A 16,282-nucleotide genomic window follows, 5' to 3' on the forward strand; every position below is an offset into this window, starting at 1 on the left:
CCGGCCGGTCACTCTGTCCAGTATTGAGAGAGCCAGGGCGTGGGGCGGACGTAGCGGGTCAAGTGCTTCCAGCGGTGCTTCACGCCCTTGGCAAAGGTGCCTTTGAAATGGTCCCAGGGGCTTTCGAAGGCCGGTTGCTGATCGGTCCAGCGGCCCACCATCACATCGCTGGGGTTGGGGCCGCCCGGGAAGGTGACGATCTTGGCGCCCTTGGGCAGCTTGGCCGCCTTGAAGTAGCGCAGCGGGAACGGCGGCAGGCAGTGCAGACGGAAGTGGCGCGTCCACGTCGGAGGCCAGAACTTGATGCCGCCAGGCACCGAGGCCGTCACGAAATGCTGCTCAAAGCCATGGCGGTCAGCCACGCCCTGCGGGTCGGCACGGAACTGGGCAATGATGTGCGGGTACTTGCCCACCGGGAACCGGAAGACCGAAGTCTGGCCCAGCTTGCGCATCGGCTTGGCCCAGTTGCGAGCCAGCACCACATCATCCGGATCACCATGCGTGAAATAACCGTCGATGTTGTCCACCAGCACCGAGTCCAGGTCGATGAACAGCACCGGGCCCGACAGGCCGGTCGTGGGGCCCAGGTCCGAACCCCACATCACCAGCTTGCGCCACTTGCCCATGGACTTCTTGGGCCATTCACAACCCAGCTCCGGCAGGTCAAAGGCATCCACCTCCGGGCGGATGCCTTCCTTGTTGTCGGTGAGGCACACCAGGCGGAAGTCACCCGTGACGTGACGGCGCAGCATGCCGTAGAGCCGGTTCACATAGTCCGCCCCGTAGGCCGTGCCCCACTTCACACAGATGACTTGTTTCATTCCCCACCACTCCAGGACGGCTCGCCGTCTCGTCAAAACTTGCAGACTGTATAGAGATCCGAGGTCAGTCAGATCGTCTCTTCCCACCGCTTCATGCGAGGGCGACACCATATCAGAGTCAGCCTATAGACGATAAACATGCTTATTCATGCTGGCTTATTCGTTTGCGTTGGGAGGCGGGATTTCTAGAGTCGGCAGGCATGACTGCCATTGCCCTCCCCCCTTCCGCCCGGGCGTCCTCCCACAGCCCAGCCGCCCCGGCCGGCCCGAGTGACGCTTTCGAGATTCGCCCCTTCGACGCCGCGCTAGGCGCCGAGGTGCTGGGGCTGGATCTGAACCAACCGCTGGCGGACGATGATTTCGCCCGGCTGCACCGCGCCCATCTGGACCATCACGTGCTGGTGTTTCGTGACCAGCGCATCTCGCCAGTCGCCCATGTGAGCTTCAGCCGCCGCTGGGGGCCGCTGGAGGTGCATGTGCTGCGCAACTTCCAGCTGCCGGGCCATCCGGAGATCCTGCAGGTGTCCAACCTGCGCGATGAGGCTGGCCAGCCGCTGGGCCTGGGAGACGCGGGCGTCTTCTGGCATTCGGACCTCTCCTACAAGGAAAAACCCAGCCTCGGCTCCCTGCTGCATGCGCAGGAGCTGCCTGCCGAGGGTGGAGACACCCTGTTTGCCAACCAGCATCTGGCCTACGAGCAATTGCCCCAGGCGCTGAAGATCGCGATTGAGGGCCGCAAGGCCGAGCACAGCTACCTGGCCCGCTATGAAGAGCTGCGCCTGCGCAACCCCTGGCGGCCCCGGCTGAGCGACGCGCAGATCGCCGAGGTGAAACCCGCCGTGCACCCGGTGGTGCGCATCCATCCCGAGACCGGCCGCCGCGCCCTGTTCGTGAGCGAGCACTTCACGACCCGTATCGTGGGCCTGCCGGACGACGAGAGCCGGGATCTGCTGGCCCAGCTCTTCGACCACAGCACACGGCCGCGTCTGGTCTACCGCCACCGTTGGCAGCCGCATGACCTGGTGTTCTGGGACAACCGCTCGCTGCTGCATCTGGCCAGCGGCTGCCCGCCGACCCTGCGCCGCCACCTCCATCGCACCACGGTGGAAGGTGACGCCACGCTGGGCTGAGGCCCGGTCCATCTGGAGCGGTTCCTCCAGCCCATTCATCTGTCCATTCGTGCGGCCATTGATCCGGCGATTCGTGGTGCCGACTCGTCCAGTCCGTCTCTGCAGCACGCTTCCCCAGTTCGTCGTCCGTTTCCTTTCTCTCCAGAGAGCAACACCATGAAACGCATGATCGCCACGGCGCTGGCCGCCGCCTTGGGCCTGACGGCCCTGTCCGCCCGGGCCGAGGGCCAGCTTCGCATTGCCGAGCAGTTCGGCATCGTCTATTTGCTGCTCAACGTGGCGCAGGACCAGAAGCTGATCGAGAAGCATGGCAAGGCGGAAGGGGTGGATATCCGTGTGCAGACCGTGCAGCTCTCCGGCGGCCCTGCCATCAACGAGGCACTGTTGTCCGGCAGCATCGACGTGGCCGGTGCCGGCGTAGGCCCGCTGCTGACGCTGTGGGACCGCACCTATGGCAAGCAGAACGTGCGCGGCATCGCCTCGCTGGGCAACTTCCCCTACTACCTGACCAGCAGCAATCCGGCGGTCAAGACGATCGCGGACTTCGGCGACAAGGACCGCATCGCGCTGCCAGCGGTGGGGGTGTCGGTGCAGTCCCGCATCCTGCAACTGGCGGCGGCCCGACAGTGGGGCGACGCGCAGTTCAACCGGCTGGACCGCCTGCAGGTGGCCCTGCCCCATCCGGAGGCCACCGCCGCGCTGATCAAGGGCGGTACCGAGATCAACGCCCACTTCGGCAATCCGCCTTTCCAGGAGCAGGGCCTCGCCGGCAACCCGGCGGTGCATGTGGTGCTCAACAGCTACCAGGTGCTGGGCGGGCCGGCCTCGGCCACGGTGCTCTACACCACCGAGAAGTTCCGCAAGGAGAACCCGAAGACCTACAAGGCGTTTGTCGCCGCGCTGGCCGAGGCGGCCGCCTTCATCACCAAGAACCCGGAGCAGGCGGCAGACATCTATCAGCGCAATGAAGGGTCCAAGGTGCCGCGGGAGCTGTTGCTCAAGGTGATCAAGAACCCGGAAGTCCAGTTCAAGATCACGCCGGAGAACACCTTCGCGCTGGCGGCGTTCATGCACCGTGTGGGCGCGATCAAGAACAAGCCGTCGTCAGCGAAGGACTATTTCTTCGACGATCCGCACAATGCCTCGGGCAGCTGATCGGGACCCACGATGAGCGCCGCAGCGGAGTTCGTGTTGCAGGCACGCCTGCGTGTGGAAGGGCTCAGCCTGGAATACCGCAGCGAGGACCGGGTGGTCCGGGCCACGCACAGGGTGGATTTCGAGGTCTATCCGTCCGAGCGGTTTGTGCTGCTGGGCGCATCCGGTTGCGGCAAGTCCTCCCTGCTGAAGGCCGTGGGCGGCTTTCTGGCGCCGACCGAAGGACGCATCTTGCTGGAGGGCGAAGCCGTGCGTGGTCCGGGGCCGGACCGGGTCGCGGTGTTCCAGGAATTCGACCAGCTGCCGCCCTGGAAGACGGTGCTGGACAACGTGGCCTTCCCCTTGATCGCGTCCCGCAAGAAGAGCCGGTCCCAGGCGCGTGACCACGCGCGCGATTGGCTGGGCCGCGTCGGCCTGGCCGACTTCGCCCAGGCCTTTCCGCACCAGCTCTCGGGCGGCATGAAGCAGCGTGTGGCCATTGCCCGCGCGTTGGCCATGGCGCCCCGCATGCTGTTGATGGACGAGCCGTTCGCGGCACTGGACGCGCTCACCCGCCGCCGCATGCAGGATGAACTGCTGGCGCTGTGGGAGCAGGAGCGCTTCACGCTGCTGTTCGTCACGCATTCCATCGAGGAGGCCTTGAACCTGGGCCATCGCATCCTCGTGCTGTCGCCGCACCCGGGCCGTGTGCGGGCGGAATTCAATGCGCAGGGGCTCAGCGCCACCCAGCGCCAGGCGCTGGGCCAGCGCATCGAACAATTGCTGTTTGAGCGATGAACGCCACGACCCTGCCCACGGTCCGTGCCCTTGCGGGGACGCAGAGCCCGTACGCGCCGGATCCCATGGGTCCCGTTGACCTGATGGATCCGCTTGATTCGCTTGATTCGCCTGCTGTCCAGAAGACACGGGACGTTGCAGGCGGCACCGCTGCTGACGACGCTGCCGAAACCCACAAGCCCTGCAGCGTCGACGGATGCTCGCGGCAGGTCCACCCCGACATCCGGCCCGACCGGTTGCTGGCGCCACAGGCCTACGTAGCGCCAGCCTCGCCACCCGTGTCGCTCTGGCGTCGTGCGCTGGATTCCAACAGCTGGCGCCAGGCGACGCTGCTGGTGTTGTTGGCGGCGCTCTGGGAGGTGGCCGCACGTACGGCGGGCAACGACTTGCTGTTGCCTACCTTCAGCGCGGCCGCGCTGGCGCTGTGGCAAGGCCTCGCCAGCGGCGAGCTGCTGTTGCGCGCCGGGATTTCGCTCCAGCTGCTGCTGCAAGGTTATGCGCTCGGCGTGGTGCTGGCCCTGGGCCTGACCGCGCTGGCCACGGCCTCGCGCTGGGGCCGCGACTTGCTGGCCAGCCTGACGGCCATGTTCAACCCCTTGCCTGCCATCGCGCTGCTGCCCTTGGCGCTGCTGTGGTTCGGGTTGGGGGCACGCAGCCTGATCTTTGTGCTGGTCCACGCGGTGTTGTGGCCGCTGGCACTCGCCGCGTCAGCCGGTTTTGCCGCCGTGCCCGAGACCTTGCGCATGGCCGGCCGCAACTACGGGCTCACCGGTCCGCGCTACGTGCTGCAGATCCTGATGCCGGCGGCCTTGCCGTCGGTGCTGGCCGGCCTGCGAGTGAGCTGGGCCTTTGCCTGGCGCACCCTCATTGCCGCCGAGCTGTTCTTCGGGGCGTCCTCGGGCCAGGGCGGCCTGGGCTGGTACATCTTTCAGAACCGCAACGAGCTGATGACGGACCACGTGTTCGCCGGCCTGGCCCTGGTCATCCTCATCGGGTGGCTGGCCGAGCGGCTGGTGTTCAGCACGGTGGAGCGCTGGACGGTGCGGCGCTGGGGCATGCAGCGGTAACGCTGGCGCAGAACGCAGGCGCAGGAAGCGGGCACCGTCAGCAGGGAACGACAACGGATACCGGATACGGCGAGTAGGCAGCATGAGCAAGCACCAAAAGGAAACGCCCCGGCCGAGGCCGGGGCGCTTGCTCGCATCGGATGACAAGGTGATCAGTTCATCTGGGTCGTCTCCATCCTCCATCGTTGGGCATTGGCGGAAGAAACCCCGTGTCGCGTCGGTGGCGTGCCCGCCTTGGCACGAGACCGCTCGGGCAGACCCAGCATGGCGGCAGTCGTGGCAATGATGAGCTGTGCGCGGTCTGACAGTGCGTGGCGGGCCGGCGCTAAACGGTGAATCGACATGGATCACAGCTTAGAAAAGCCCACGCGCCTTGCGAAGGAAGGCTTGTTCATATGGATGTGAGCATTTCGTAGGGACAGGCGCCGATCCTGCCGGGAGACCGGCATGACGTTCCGGGTTATGCGGTGTCGGTATAAGCTCCTGCGGAAACCGTGTTTGGCCGCCACAGCGAAGGCTCGCTACCCTGCCCGGTTTTGCCCGCGCGCCGTGCTACCCGCCTGGTCGCGTAGAGGCTTGTTCCGAGATCCCACCAGGATCCACAAGGATTCAAGGAGACAGCATGAATGCATTAGCGACTGCCGTGTACGACCGCGCGGCAGACTCTTCCACCACCGGCCCTTCATCCGCGGACACCACCCGTGGCGACCACCTGCCGCGTCCCGCCGTGCTGGACCTCATCGGCAACACGCCGCTGGTGCCCGTGCGTCGCCTGGACACGGGGCCCTGCGAGCTCTTCCTGAAGCTGGAATCCCAGAATCCGGGCGGGTCCATCAAGGACCGCATCGGCCTGTCGATGATCGAGGCGGCCGAGCGTGACGGCTTGCTCGGGCCTGGCGGTACCGTGGTGGAAGCCACCGCCGGCAACACCGGCCTGGGCCTGGCGCTGGTGGCCCGTGCCAAGGGCTACCGCGTGGTGCTGGTCGTCCCGGACAAAATGTCCTCTGAAAAAGTGCTGCAGCTGCGCGCCCTGGGCGCCGAGGTGCACATGACCCGCTCCGATGTCGGCAAGGGCCACCCGGATTACTACCAGGACCGCGCCGCACGCCTGGTGATGGACATCCCCGGCGCCTGGTACGCCGACCAGTTCAACAACCCGGCCAACCCGCTGGCCCACGAAACCACCACCGGCCCCGAAATCTGGCAGCAGACCGGGCACCGGGTGGATGCGCTGGTGTGCGGTGTCGGCTCTGGCGGCACGCTGACCGGCCTGTCGCGCTTCTTCGCCAAGGTCCGCCCGGGCCTGGACCTGGTGCTGGCCGACCCGGTGGGCTCGGTGCTGAAGGACTATGTGGAAACCGGCACCTATGGGGACGCCGGCTCCTGGGCCGTGGAAGGCATCGGTGAAGACTTCATCCCCCCGATTGCCGACCTCAGCGGTGTGCGGCACGCCTACGCCGTGAGCGATACCGAGAGCTTTGCCACCGCGCGCGAGCTCTACCGCGCCGAAGGCATCCTGGCGGGCTCCTCCAGCGGCACGCTGCTGGCGGCCGCGCTGCGGTATTGCCGGGCCCAGACCACGCCCCGTCGCGTCGTGACCTTTGTGTGCGACACCGGCACGCGTTATCTCTCCAAGGTCTACAACGACCATTGGATGTTCGACCAGGGCCTGCTCAAGCGCGCCCACCAGGGCGACCTGCGTGACCTCATCTCCCGCCGTGCCGAGGATGGCGCGGTGGTCAGTGTGTCGCCGGAAGACACCCTGGCAACCGCCTTCTCCCGCATGCGCCAGGCCGATGTCTCCCAGCTGCCGGTGCTGCGGCAGGGCCAGCTGGTCGGCCTGCTGGATGAGTCGGACCTGCTGGCCCAGATGCACATGGATGCCCGCCACTTCCAGGACCCGGTGGAGAGCGCCATGAGCCATGATGTGCACACGCTGCCGCCCGGGGCGCCGCTGTCCGCGCTGATCGAGCAGCTGCGTGGTGGCCTCGTGGCGGTGATTGCCGACGACCAGCGCTTCTATGGCCTGGTCACCCGATTCGATTTGCTGAACCATTTGCGAAAGGGCTTGTCATGAGCCAGGACTCCCCTCACAAGCAGGACGGCCATGGGGCCGACCTGCGCTTCGACACACTGGCCATCCACGGCGGCCAACAGCCCGACCCGCTGACCGGCGCGGTGATGCCGCCCATCTACGCCACCTCCACCTACCGCCAGCAGAGCCCGGGGGTGCACCAGGGCTACGAATACGGCCGTACGCACAACCCCACCCGCCAGGCTTACGAGCGGGCCATCACCAGTCTTGAAGGCGGTGTGCAGGGCTATGCGTTCTCCTCTGGCCTGGCCGCCATGGCCACGGTGCTGGACACGCTGGACGCGGGGGCCCATATCGTGGCGGGTGACGACCTCTATGGCGGCAGCTACCGTCTGTTCGAGCGGGTACGCAAGAAGAGCGCCGGCCTGCAGGTCACCTATGTGGACAGCACCGATCCCGAGCAGGTCCGGGCCGCGCTGCGGCCCGAGACGCGATTGATCTGGATCGAGACGCCGAGCAATCCCATCCTGAAGCTGACCGACCTGGCGGCGGTGGCGGCCATCGCCCGCGCGCACGGTTCGCTCTCGATTGCGGACAACACCTTTGCCAGCCCGTGGGGCCAGCGTCCGTTGTCCCTGGGCTTCGATGCGGTGCTGCATTCAGCCACCAAATACCTGAACGGCCACAGTGATGTGATTTCCGGCGTGGTGGTGGTGGGGGGAGAGCCGCGTCAGGCCGCCTTGCGCGAGCAGCTGGAGTTCCTGCACAACGCCATCGGGTCGGTGGCCGGGCCTTTCGACAGCTTCCTGGCTCTGCGAGGCCTCAAGACGCTGGCCTTGCGCATGGCTCGTCATAACGAAAGTGCGCTGGAACTGGCCCGCTGGCTGGAAGGCCAGCCCAAGGTCCGCAAGGTGCATTACCCGGGCCTGGAAAGCCATCCGCAGCATGCATTGGCCAAGCGCCAGATGCGGGGCGGTGGCGGCATGATCAGCGTGCAGCTGGACACCGACCTGGCCGGCGCCCGCCGATTCCTGGAACGGGTGCGGATCTTCTCCCTGGCAGAAAGCCTGGGCGGGGTGGAAAGCCTGATCTCCCTGCCGGCGTTGATGACCCATGCCTCCATCCCGGCGGACAAGCGGGCTGCGTTGGGCATCACGGATTCATTGATCCGCATCTCGGCTGGTATTGAGGATGTGGAAGACCTGCGCGCCGACCTGCAGGCAGGCCTGGACGCCGTCTGACCCCCGCCCCTTCCAAAAAGAAAAGGCCAGTGCCCGGCGGCGCTGGCTTTTTTTATGGGTGCGGGCCTTGGCGGAGGCCCAAAACCCTGGCCGGCAGGAAGAGGATCTCCTTGAACAAGGCGAAGACGGCTTCCACACTGATACCAATCAGGCGAAACGGCAGCAGCACCAGCCAGACCACCGGCCACAGCAGCAGCGCCAGCAGGGCCAACGGCCAGCACAGCACGAACAGGATCAACCACAGCAGCAGACTCAACATGTTTTCTCCGGGCATCGGCGCGGCGAAGTTGGCCGTGCCTGGACAGCACTCTAGGCACGGGACGACGACGGTTCTCGTCACGTGCGACGGACGGCCATTCGCCGCAGCCAGACTGCTGGCGATGCGGATCAGCGAAACCTTCCATCGTCATCCCAAAAGCGGATCGGTCGGCACGAAGTGCGCTACACGCCCGGCCATCTTGACGTCGGCGGTGTCATGACCTTGTCCGGATCGTGTTCCGTTAAACCGAAGTTATGTATGATCCAACTTCGTTTTTTCGGAGATTTGTATGAGCGCGCTGAACTACCGTCACCTGCACTACTTCTGGGTGGTCGCCAAGGAAGGTGGCTTCGCCCGCGCGGCCGACCGTCTGGGCATGGCGGTGCAGACCATCAGTGCCCAGGTGCGGGAGCTGGAACGTACGCTGGGGCATCAGATGCTCAAACCGGAAGGGCGGGGACTGGTCCTCACCGAGGCCGGCCAGGCGGCATTTGCCCGCGCGGAAGAGATCTTCCAGATCGGCCAGCTGGTCCCGCACGAGGTGCACGAGGCCGCCACGCAACGGGTGCAGCGTCTCTCGGTCGGGCTGTCGGACGGCCTGTCCAAGCTGGCCGCCCATGCCCTGCTGGCGCCGGTACTGGACACGCCCCACCTGCGCCTGGTCTGCCATGAAGGCGAGGTCGACCAGCTGCTGGGCGAGCTGGCCCTTCATCATCTGGATTTAGTACTCACTGACCAGCCAGCCCCCGTGAATCCTACACTTCGCATCACCAGCCAGCTGTTGGCCAGTACCCCGGTGGACTGGTGGGGCCCGGCCGATCTGATCGCCCGCGCCAACCGGACACCCGGCCGCCCATTCCCACAAGTCCTGGAGGATCTGCCGGTGTTGCTGCCCACCCGCCATGCCTCGTTGCGAGCCGGCCTGGAGCGCTGGTTTGAGCAGCATCACATCCGTCCGCAGGTGGTGGGCGAGTTCGAAGACAGCGCCCTCATGAGTGTCTTCGCCGCCCGTGGCCTGGGGGTGTTTCCGGTCAGCCGTCTGGGTGCGGATGACCTGGCGCTGATGAGCGGCCTGCACTTGCTGGGCACAACAGAGGTGATGGAAGACGTGCACGGCATCTATTCCCGCCGTGGCCAGAACCACCCGCTGGTCGCCAAGCTGCTGGCCTCTCGCCGTCAGGGCCGCGCCGAGCCTGTGACCGAATTTGATTCGGAATTTGCTGCACAAGAATGAGGTAATAGCTGGTTTTTTGGAATCTGAGCCAGCCGTAAGGTGCGACTACGCGCGCGCGCTGCCGGGTCAGGCAGTTCGCGCCTCATTTCACCCACGAGGAGTTCAGTCATGAGTGACTTCCAAAGACCTTCGGCGTCCCCCACGACCTGGACGCCTGGCACCGCCGGCGGTGCCGTATTCAGCCAACGTGGTGATGTGGCCCGTGTGCTGCGCAACACCTATGCCCTGCTGGCCATGACGCTGCTGTTCAGCGGTGCCATTGCCACGGCGGCGGTGAGCTTCCAGTGGCCCGCGCCCGGCATGATCCTCACGCTGATCGGCTACTTTGGCCTGCTGTTCGGCATCCACCGCACCCGCAATAGCGCCATGGCGGTGCCATTGGTGTTTGCGCTGACCGGCTTCATGGGCTGGTCGCTGGGGCCCTTGCTCAGCGCCGTGCTGCACCTGCCCGGTGGTGCCAACACCATCGCACTGGCCTTGGGCACCACGGGTGCCACCTTCCTGGCGCTGTCAGCCTACGTGCTGGCCACCAAGAAGGACTTCAGCTTCATGGGCGGTTTCCTGTTCGCCGGCATGATCGTGGCGCTGCTCGCTGCGGTGGCCAATATCTGGCTGCAGATGCCGGTGCTGGGGCTGGTGATCTCGGGTGTGGTGGCCTTGGCCTCCATTGGCCTGATCCTGTTCGAGACCAGCAACATCGTGAATGGCGGTGAGCGCAACTACGTGATGGCCACGGTCAGCTTGTTTGTCTCGCTGTTCAACCTGTTCACCAGCCTGCTGCACATCTTCGGCTTCGGCGGCGGTAGCGACGAGTAAGCGCGTGCCGCCACGGCGGTGAGACCCGCGTAACGGCCGCTGCTTGACGGCCACTGCTTAACGGCACTGCTAAACGGCCGCCCCTTACCGGGCGGCCGTTTCTTTTTCGTTCAAGCCGCGACAGCCTGCACCACGCCGTCGCCGTGCGGCGCCGCGCGGAACTCGGGCAGTTGCTCCACCTCGCTGGCATAGGCCATCAGTGTCTGCAACCGCTCGGCCGGCGGCAGCAGCTCGGGCGTCATCTGACGCGCAAATTCCCAGGCCACGCCGATACTGATGCCCGCCAGGCCGATGGTGTCGCGCTCGGTGGAGAGCGGCGCCTGGCGCAGCGCCTCGTCCAGCGCCAGGAGGGCCGCCTGCAGCTGGCCGGCGACGCGCTCCAGCCACGGGCCGTGCTGCTTGTCCTCGGGGCGGGTCACCTGCTCATAAACCGCCTGCACACTCTTGTCGCAGACCGACAGCGCCAGCCCCGTCAGCCGCAAGGCGCGTCGCAGGTTCGGATCGCTCGGCGGCAACAGGTGCCGGCCCGGCGACAGCGACTGCGCATATTGCAGGATCAGCGTTGAATCCATCAGCACCGTGCCGTCATCACAGACCAGCGTCGGGGCCTTGACCACCGGATTGATGGTGCTGAATTCGTCAAAGGTGCGAAACACCGACAGTGAGCGGTGGTCGAATCGCAGGCCCAACAGCAGCATTCCGATGGCGGTGCGGCGGACATAGGGCGAGTCCAGCATGCCGATGAGTTGCATGGTGCCTCCGGCTTCCTTAATGGTCGTCAAAGGGGTAGCGCACCCCGATCTTTGCGCGGATCTGGTCGATCCAGCCCAGCACGGCCAAGGTCTCCGCATGGGGCATGACCGGGCTTTCGATGTCGCCGGCACGGGCGCGTTGCATGGCTTCCACGATCTGGTTTTCGAAGCCGTTGATCCTGAACGGCCGTTCCACCGTCTGCCCCGGCTCGCGCGGCAGCAGGAGCTGCGCCCGGGTGGCCTGCCAGAAGGTCTCCGGCAGCACGATGGCGCCCGCCTCGCCCATCACCTGCAAGGTGTTGGGAGCGCTGGTGTCCAGGCCACAGACAAATTGCGCCACCAGTCCATCGCCAAAATCCAGGCTGGCGGACACCCGGGCATCCACCCCGGTCGGGGCCAGGACACCACTCACCTCCAGCCGCTGCAGCGGCGGCACCTCACCCAGTGCATGCAGCAGCACAAAACGCGTGGCGTTGAGGTTGTAGACCCCGACGTCCAGCAATGCGCCGCCCGCCAGCGCCGGGTTGAAGAGGCGGCTGTCCGGGTCGTACGGGGCGGGGAAGCAGAAGCTGCTCTGCAGCGCATGCACCTGGCCGATGCGGCCTTCACGCAACCACGTGGCCATCTCCTGGTAGACGGGCAGGAAGCGTGTCCACACCGCCTCCATCAGGAAGACCTGGTGTTCACGCGCGGCCGCCACCAGGCGTTGTGCCTGGGCCTGCGTCGGCACCAGGGATTTCTCGCACAGCACCGCCTTGCCCGCACGCAACGCGGCCAACGCGTAGTCGTAGTGCTGGCCATGGGGTGTGGCGATGTAGACCCCCTCCACCGCGGGATCCGCCAGCAAGCGCGCCAGATCGGTATGGGCCTGGACCGGCGCGTCGCCGGCCACGGACCAGCGCTGGGCGAACTGTTCGCTCCGGTGCGCGTCGCGGCCGCAGATGGCATGCAGGCGGCAGCCGTCCAGCTGGCTCACCGCTTCGGCAAAGCGATTGGCAATCGAACCGGGCCCGATGAGGGCCCATTGGAAGGTGGAACTCATGAGCGGAGAAGGTCCTGGAAAGACGGGGGGACACTGATGCTAGGCCAATCGGTGAGCGGGGCGGCGCACCCGCCTCGCCGACAGCCTCAGGGTTGTCCCTAGTTCGACAAGCCGCCAGACGGCCAGGTCGCCACCCCGGGCGGAAGCCGCCCGCCCGACCGCCATGCCCTTCGGCTGAACGGGCCCCATGGGCTAGGCTCCCGGCTTTGCCTGATTGCACTCGCCGACAGCGAGCCACCGCCCATGAGGATTCCCTTTGTCCTGGCCGCCTCCCTGGCCATCACTGCGCCCGTGCTGGCACAGACCACCCCCACCCAGGCGGCTTCGTCGGCTGTGACGGCCAACGCGCTGATCGCCCCCAGCCCGCTGCCGCTGCAATACCCGCCCTTCGACAAGATCCGTGACGAGGACATCGGCCCCGCGCTGGAGCAGGGCATGGCCGAGCAGCTGAAGGAAGTGCAGGCCATCGCCGGCAATCCCCAGCCCGCCACCTTCGACAACACCATCGTGGCGCTGGAACGTTCCGGCCGCACGCTGGCCCGGGCCAACTCGCTGCTGGGCAACCTGCTGGGCGCCGATGCCAACCCGGCCCGCCTCAAGCTGCAGGGCGACTTTGCCGCCCGCATGGCCGCGCACCGCGATGCCGTGGCGCTGAACCCGCAGCTCTTTGCCCGTGTGGAGTCCCTGTGGCAGCGCCGTACCTCGCTGGGCCTCGGGGCCCAGGAGCAGCGCCTGATCGAGCGCCACTACAACAGCCTCGTGCGCGCCGGTGCCAAGCTGGACGACGCCGGCAAGGCCCGCATGAAGGCCATCAATGCCGAGATGGCCACCCTGGGTGCACGTTTCAACCAGAACGTGCTGGCCGAGGTGAATGACTCCGCCGTGGTGGTGGACAAGGTCGAGGACCTGGCCGGCCTGAGCGACGAGCAGATCGCCACCGCCGCAACGGCCGCCAAGACACGCGGCCTGGAAGGCAAGTACGTCATCGCCCTGCTGAACACCACCGGCCAGCCGGTGCTGTCCGAGCTGGAGAACCGCGCCCTGCGCGAGCGCATCTACAAGACCTCGATCGCCCGCGGCAGCCGCGGCAACGAGTTCGACAACACCGCCCTGGTCTCCCGCGTGGTGACGCTACGCGCCGAACGTGCGCGCCTGCTGGGCTTTGCCACCCATGCGGACTTCGTGCTGAGTGACGAGACCGCCCGCAACCAGCAGGCCGTCAACGGCATGTTGCGCCAACTGGCACCGGCCGCCGTGGCCGCTGCCCGTCGCGAAGGGGACGACCTGCAGGCCATGATCGATCGCGAGCAGGCCGCCAAGCATCAGCCCAGCTTCAAGCTGGCGGCGTGGGACTGGAGCTTCTACAGCGAGAAGGTGCGCGCCGCCAAGTACGGCTTTGACGAGTCGCAGCTCAAGCCATACCTGGAAATGAAGAACGTGCTGGAGAACGGCGTGTTCTATGCCGCTGGCCAGCTCTATGGCGTGACCTTCAAGGAACGCAAGGACCTGCCCGTCTATCACAAGGACGTGCTGGTCTACGACGTGTTCAACGCCGACGGCTCGCAACTGGCCATCTTCATTGCCGACATGTATGCACGTCCGTCCAAGCGCGGTGGTGCCTGGATGAATGCGTATGTGGACCAGAGCGGCCTGTTCAACCAGAAGCCGGTGGTGGCCAACCATCTCAACATTCCCAAGCCGGCCGACGGCAAGCCCACGCTGCTGACCTGGGACGAAGTCAACACCATGTTCCACGAGTTCGGCCATGCCCTGCACGGCATGTTCTCGAACGTGAAGTACCCCAGCATGGCCGGCACCCGGGTGCCGCGTGACTTCGTCGAGTACCCCTCGCAGGTCAACGAGATGTGGTCCACCTGGCCCAGCGTGCTGGCTAACTATGCCAAGCACTACAAGACCGGCCAGCCGATGCCACGTGAGCTGCTGGACAAAGTGCTGGCTGCGCGCCAGTTCAACCAGGGTTTTGCCACCACGGAATACCTGAGCGCCGCCATGCTGGACCAGCGCTGGCACCAACTGCCGCTGGAGCAGGTGCCGGCCGCCAAGGGCGTGATGGATTTCGAGGCCAAGGTGCTGCGTGAGGAGGGCTTCGACTACGCCGCCGTGCCCCCGCGTTACCGCACCCCCTACTTCAGCCACATCATGGGTGGTTATGCGGCGGGCTACTACGCCTATATCTGGTCGGAAGTGCTGGATGCCAACACGGTCGAGTGGTTCAAGGCCAACGGTGGGCTGAAGCGTGACCTGGGCGACATGTTCCGTGCCCGCCTGCTGTCGCAAGGCGGCAGCCAGGACGCACTGACCCTGTTCCGCAGCGTCGTGGGCCATGAGCCGGAAATCGAGCCGCTGCTGCAGCGCCGCGGCCTGGTGATCGAGAAGCCGAAGTCGGCCGGCACCGCGAAGTAACCCGTTGCGGACAGAAGAAAGGGCGCCTTCGGGCGCCCTTTGTCATTCAGGGGTTCCTGCCAGGGCGGCCCAGGCTGGACCGGCCCTTTCAGGGCGCCGCTTCCCCATTGGCCACGGGGGCTGATTGTTCCCGCAGCATCTTCTGCATCAACGCAAAGAACCGGTCATAAAACTGGCCGGCGGGGATGGTCTCGGAGGCCACCTTCACCAGGGATTCGGAGTTGGACGACAGCGGCACCGAAATGGAGCCGATGGCGCTCACGCCCAGGCTGGTGGAGTTGGTGCTGCGTTTGACCGTGTAGCGGTCCTGCAGTGCGGAGACGTAGGCAGTGGCCAGCTTGCCGGCACCGCCCTCGGGCACGCAGACGATGTTGAAGCTGATCTCCACATGCACCTCGCCCTCTGGCTGGAAGCGCTTGCTGCCATTGATGGAGCCACTCTGGGCCAGGTTGATGACATAACCCTGGCTGAGCAGCGCGCGACGGGCGGCCTCGCAGGTGTCCTCGACGCTGGCATCGAACAGGCGCGAGAAGGTCTCGTCGGCCTGGAACCGCTCGTTCAGATAGACCGAGTTCTTGCGGCTGTTGCCCGAATTGTCGCTGCCGAAGGCCGTGCAGCCAGCCAGGGCTGCCAGCGCCACCGTGAGGCAGACCGTTCGAAACGGTGAACCTGTGAAGGGGCGCCGGGGAATATGCCGGGGCCAAGCTGGGATGCGGAAAAGGCGGGAGGTACGCTGGGTCATCGTCATCGGGCCAGGATGGCCCCCGACGACATTATCGCCACTGGCGCGTCAAGCGCCCTTCAGCGGGCTGACGCCAGTGCTGCGGGTGTGTAAAGCGTCATGTCAAGGCCGACGTCCGCGCAGACCTCAGTGCCGGATCTGGGACGCCAGCAGCGTCTGCCATTCACCTTCCACGCAGGCGGACAGGCGCCGGGCGCGGCCCGGGCAGCGGTGCCAATGTTCCTGCGCGGCGGAGAGCAGCGCAGGCCAGTAGGGATGGTCACCCTCGCAACGGTTGCGGGAGATGACCAGCGCGACCTCCTGGGTCTGTTCCAGACCGGCCGCATCAAAAAATTCCAACTGGGCCCGCACCACCACCGTCAGCGGGGTGGAGAGCAGCAGCTCCGCGTTCACGCAATGTGAAGGCTTGAAATCCGGGCTGGCCGGGGGCGCGGCAAAGCTCATACCAGCCGCCGCGTCCACGAACGGCGTGGGAACCGGCGCAGTCATCATCGCGCTTGCCGTCGAGGCGCTCATTGTTGAGTTCTTGTCCATGGCCTGAATCGTAGAGAGACCCCCTTGCGCCCCCTGTCGGGTGCCGGCGCAACCCTCTGTAGGACAGTGCCGCATCGGTCGGTATGGTGTCTCCCGACCCTGCGCCGATGGGCTGGTCAGGAGCGTTCACGGTACGACCTCCTTCTTATAGGACCCGCCGTCCGGCGCCATGTCACGGCCGTTTGTCCTACAACGAGTCGCGGACGCGGACGACAGGTGCCCATGTTCGGCATACGTAGAGTTCATACCAGCA

General features: G+C 66.0%; 15 protein-coding genes. 9 read left to right on the forward strand and 6 right to left on the reverse strand.

Annotated elements, in window-relative coordinates:
* Nucleotides 1-8: 8 nt before the first annotated feature.
* Nucleotides 9-821, reverse strand: a complete 813-nt coding sequence (locus BMY53_RS09220; RefSeq protein WP_092945760.1) for a glycosyl transferase — start codon at nucleotides 819-821, stop codon at nucleotides 9-11.
* Between the two features lie 200 nt (nucleotides 822-1,021).
* Here BMY53_RS09220 and BMY53_RS09225 point away from each other — a divergent pair, with 200 nt between their 5' ends.
* The 6 genes from BMY53_RS09225 to BMY53_RS09250 all read left to right on the forward strand — a co-directional run bounded on the left by BMY53_RS09225 (nucleotide 1,022) and on the right by BMY53_RS09250 (nucleotide 8,226).
* Nucleotides 1,022-1,951, forward strand: a complete 930-nt coding sequence (locus tag BMY53_RS09225; protein WP_092945762.1) for a TauD/TfdA dioxygenase family protein — start codon at nucleotides 1,022-1,024, stop codon at nucleotides 1,949-1,951.
* Between the two features lie 156 nt (nucleotides 1,952-2,107).
* Nucleotides 2,108-3,106 carry an ABC transporter substrate-binding protein gene (locus tag BMY53_RS09230; protein ID WP_092945764.1) on the forward strand — a complete coding sequence of 333 codons (999 nt, stop codon included), beginning with the start codon at nucleotides 2,108-2,110 and terminating at the stop codon, nucleotides 3,104-3,106.
* A 12-nt stretch (nucleotides 3,107-3,118) separates the two neighbouring features.
* Nucleotides 3,119-3,883 carry an ABC transporter ATP-binding protein gene (locus BMY53_RS09235; protein WP_092945766.1) on the forward strand — a complete coding sequence of 255 codons (765 nt, stop codon included), beginning with the start codon at nucleotides 3,119-3,121 and terminating at the stop codon, nucleotides 3,881-3,883.
* Complete coding sequence (locus BMY53_RS09240) at nucleotides 3,880-4,950, forward strand: ABC transporter permease (protein ID WP_255370103.1); 1,071 nt, start codon at nucleotides 3,880-3,882, stop codon at nucleotides 4,948-4,950. The genes BMY53_RS09235 and BMY53_RS09240 overlap by 4 nt, the downstream gene beginning before the upstream one ends.
* Nucleotides 4,951-5,677: 727 nt before the next feature.
* On the forward strand, nucleotides 5,678-7,027 hold the full coding sequence (locus BMY53_RS09245) for a pyridoxal-phosphate dependent enzyme (protein ID WP_255370116.1): 1,350 nt from the start codon (nucleotides 5,678-5,680) through the stop codon (nucleotides 7,025-7,027).
* On the forward strand, nucleotides 7,024-8,226 hold the full coding sequence (locus BMY53_RS09250; protein WP_092945770.1) for a trans-sulfuration enzyme family protein: 1,203 nt from the start codon (nucleotides 7,024-7,026) through the stop codon (nucleotides 8,224-8,226). The genes BMY53_RS09245 and BMY53_RS09250 overlap by 4 nt, the downstream gene beginning before the upstream one ends.
* 52 nt (nucleotides 8,227-8,278) lie before the next feature.
* Here BMY53_RS09250 and BMY53_RS09255 read toward each other — a convergent pair whose 3' ends face one another.
* Nucleotides 8,279-8,485, reverse strand: coding sequence for a hypothetical protein (locus BMY53_RS09255; RefSeq protein ID WP_092945772.1), 207 nt, complete (start codon nucleotides 8,483-8,485; stop codon nucleotides 8,279-8,281).
* 289 nt (nucleotides 8,486-8,774) lie between these two features.
* On the opposite strand from BMY53_RS09255, the gene BMY53_RS09260 reads away from it, so the two are divergent.
* A complete protein-coding gene (locus BMY53_RS09260) occupies nucleotides 8,775-9,719 on the forward strand; it encodes a LysR family transcriptional regulator (protein ID WP_092945774.1) in 945 nt (314 codons plus the stop codon).
* A gap of 108 nt (nucleotides 9,720-9,827) precedes the next feature.
* Nucleotides 9,828-10,535, forward strand: a complete 708-nt coding sequence (locus BMY53_RS09265) for a Bax inhibitor-1/YccA family protein (RefSeq protein ID WP_092945776.1) — start codon at nucleotides 9,828-9,830, stop codon at nucleotides 10,533-10,535.
* A gap of 110 nt (nucleotides 10,536-10,645) precedes the next feature.
* Here BMY53_RS09265 and BMY53_RS09270 read toward each other — a convergent pair whose 3' ends face one another.
* Both BMY53_RS09270 and BMY53_RS09275 read right to left on the reverse strand, forming a co-directional pair.
* A complete protein-coding gene (locus BMY53_RS09270; RefSeq protein WP_092945778.1) occupies nucleotides 10,646-11,287 on the reverse strand; it encodes a glutathione S-transferase family protein in 642 nt (213 codons plus the stop codon).
* A gap of 16 nt (nucleotides 11,288-11,303) precedes the next feature.
* Complete coding sequence (locus tag BMY53_RS09275; RefSeq protein ID WP_092945780.1) at nucleotides 11,304-12,329, reverse strand: Gfo/Idh/MocA family protein; 1,026 nt, start codon at nucleotides 12,327-12,329, stop codon at nucleotides 11,304-11,306.
* A 243-nt stretch (nucleotides 12,330-12,572) separates the two neighbouring features.
* On the opposite strand from BMY53_RS09275, the gene BMY53_RS09280 reads away from it, so the two are divergent.
* Nucleotides 12,573-14,753: a M3 family metallopeptidase gene (locus BMY53_RS09280; protein WP_092945782.1), complete on the forward strand. Its 2,181-nt coding sequence runs from the start codon at nucleotides 12,573-12,575 to the stop codon at nucleotides 14,751-14,753.
* 88 nt (nucleotides 14,754-14,841) lie between these two features.
* On the opposite strand, the gene BMY53_RS09285 is transcribed toward BMY53_RS09280, so the two are convergent.
* Together BMY53_RS09285 and BMY53_RS09290 are read right to left on the reverse strand one after the other, a co-directional pair.
* Nucleotides 14,842-15,393: a DUF2242 domain-containing protein gene (locus BMY53_RS09285; protein ID WP_255370104.1), complete on the reverse strand. Its 552-nt coding sequence runs from the start codon at nucleotides 15,391-15,393 to the stop codon at nucleotides 14,842-14,844.
* A 228-nt stretch (nucleotides 15,394-15,621) separates the two neighbouring features.
* Nucleotides 15,622-16,029: a hypothetical protein gene (locus BMY53_RS09290; protein WP_143074006.1), complete on the reverse strand. Its 408-nt coding sequence runs from the start codon at nucleotides 16,027-16,029 to the stop codon at nucleotides 15,622-15,624.
* Nucleotides 16,030-16,282 lie beyond the last annotated feature (253 nt).

The sequence above is a fragment of the Roseateles sp. YR242 genome (genome assembly GCF_900109745.1).
Classification (GTDB): domain Bacteria; phylum Pseudomonadota; class Gammaproteobacteria; order Burkholderiales; family Burkholderiaceae_C; genus Roseateles.

Bases quoted from the DNA above. Each gene is read 5' to 3' on its own strand.
- BMY53_RS09260 (WP_092945774.1), top strand. From the start codon at position 8,775: ATGAGCGCGCTGAACTACCGTCACCTGCACTACTTCTGGGTGGTCGCC.
- BMY53_RS09290 (WP_143074006.1), bottom strand. From the start codon at position 16,029: ATGGACAAGAACTCAACAATGAGCGCCTCGACGGCAAGCGCGATGATG.
- BMY53_RS09265 (WP_092945776.1), top strand. From the start codon at position 9,828: ATGAGTGACTTCCAAAGACCTTCGGCGTCCCCCACGACCTGGACGCCT.
- BMY53_RS09225 (WP_092945762.1), top strand. From the start codon at position 1,022: ATGACTGCCATTGCCCTCCCCCCTTCCGCCCGGGCGTCCTCCCACAGC.
- BMY53_RS09240 (WP_255370103.1), top strand. From the start codon at position 3,880: ATGAACGCCACGACCCTGCCCACGGTCCGTGCCCTTGCGGGGACGCAG.
- BMY53_RS09270 (WP_092945778.1), bottom strand. From the start codon at position 11,287: ATGCAACTCATCGGCATGCTGGACTCGCCCTATGTCCGCCGCACCGCC.
- BMY53_RS09280 (WP_092945782.1), top strand. From the start codon at position 12,573: ATGAGGATTCCCTTTGTCCTGGCCGCCTCCCTGGCCATCACTGCGCCC.
- BMY53_RS09220 (WP_092945760.1), bottom strand. From the start codon at position 821: ATGAAACAAGTCATCTGTGTGAAGTGGGGCACGGCCTACGGGGCGGAC.
- BMY53_RS09235 (WP_092945766.1), top strand. From the start codon at position 3,119: ATGAGCGCCGCAGCGGAGTTCGTGTTGCAGGCACGCCTGCGTGTGGAA.
- BMY53_RS09275 (WP_092945780.1), bottom strand. From the start codon at position 12,329: ATGAGTTCCACCTTCCAATGGGCCCTCATCGGGCCCGGTTCGATTGCC.
- BMY53_RS09255 (WP_092945772.1), bottom strand. From the start codon at position 8,485: ATGTTGAGTCTGCTGCTGTGGTTGATCCTGTTCGTGCTGTGCTGGCCG.
- BMY53_RS09250 (WP_092945770.1), top strand. From the start codon at position 7,024: ATGAGCCAGGACTCCCCTCACAAGCAGGACGGCCATGGGGCCGACCTG.
- BMY53_RS09230 (WP_092945764.1), top strand. From the start codon at position 2,108: ATGAAACGCATGATCGCCACGGCGCTGGCCGCCGCCTTGGGCCTGACG.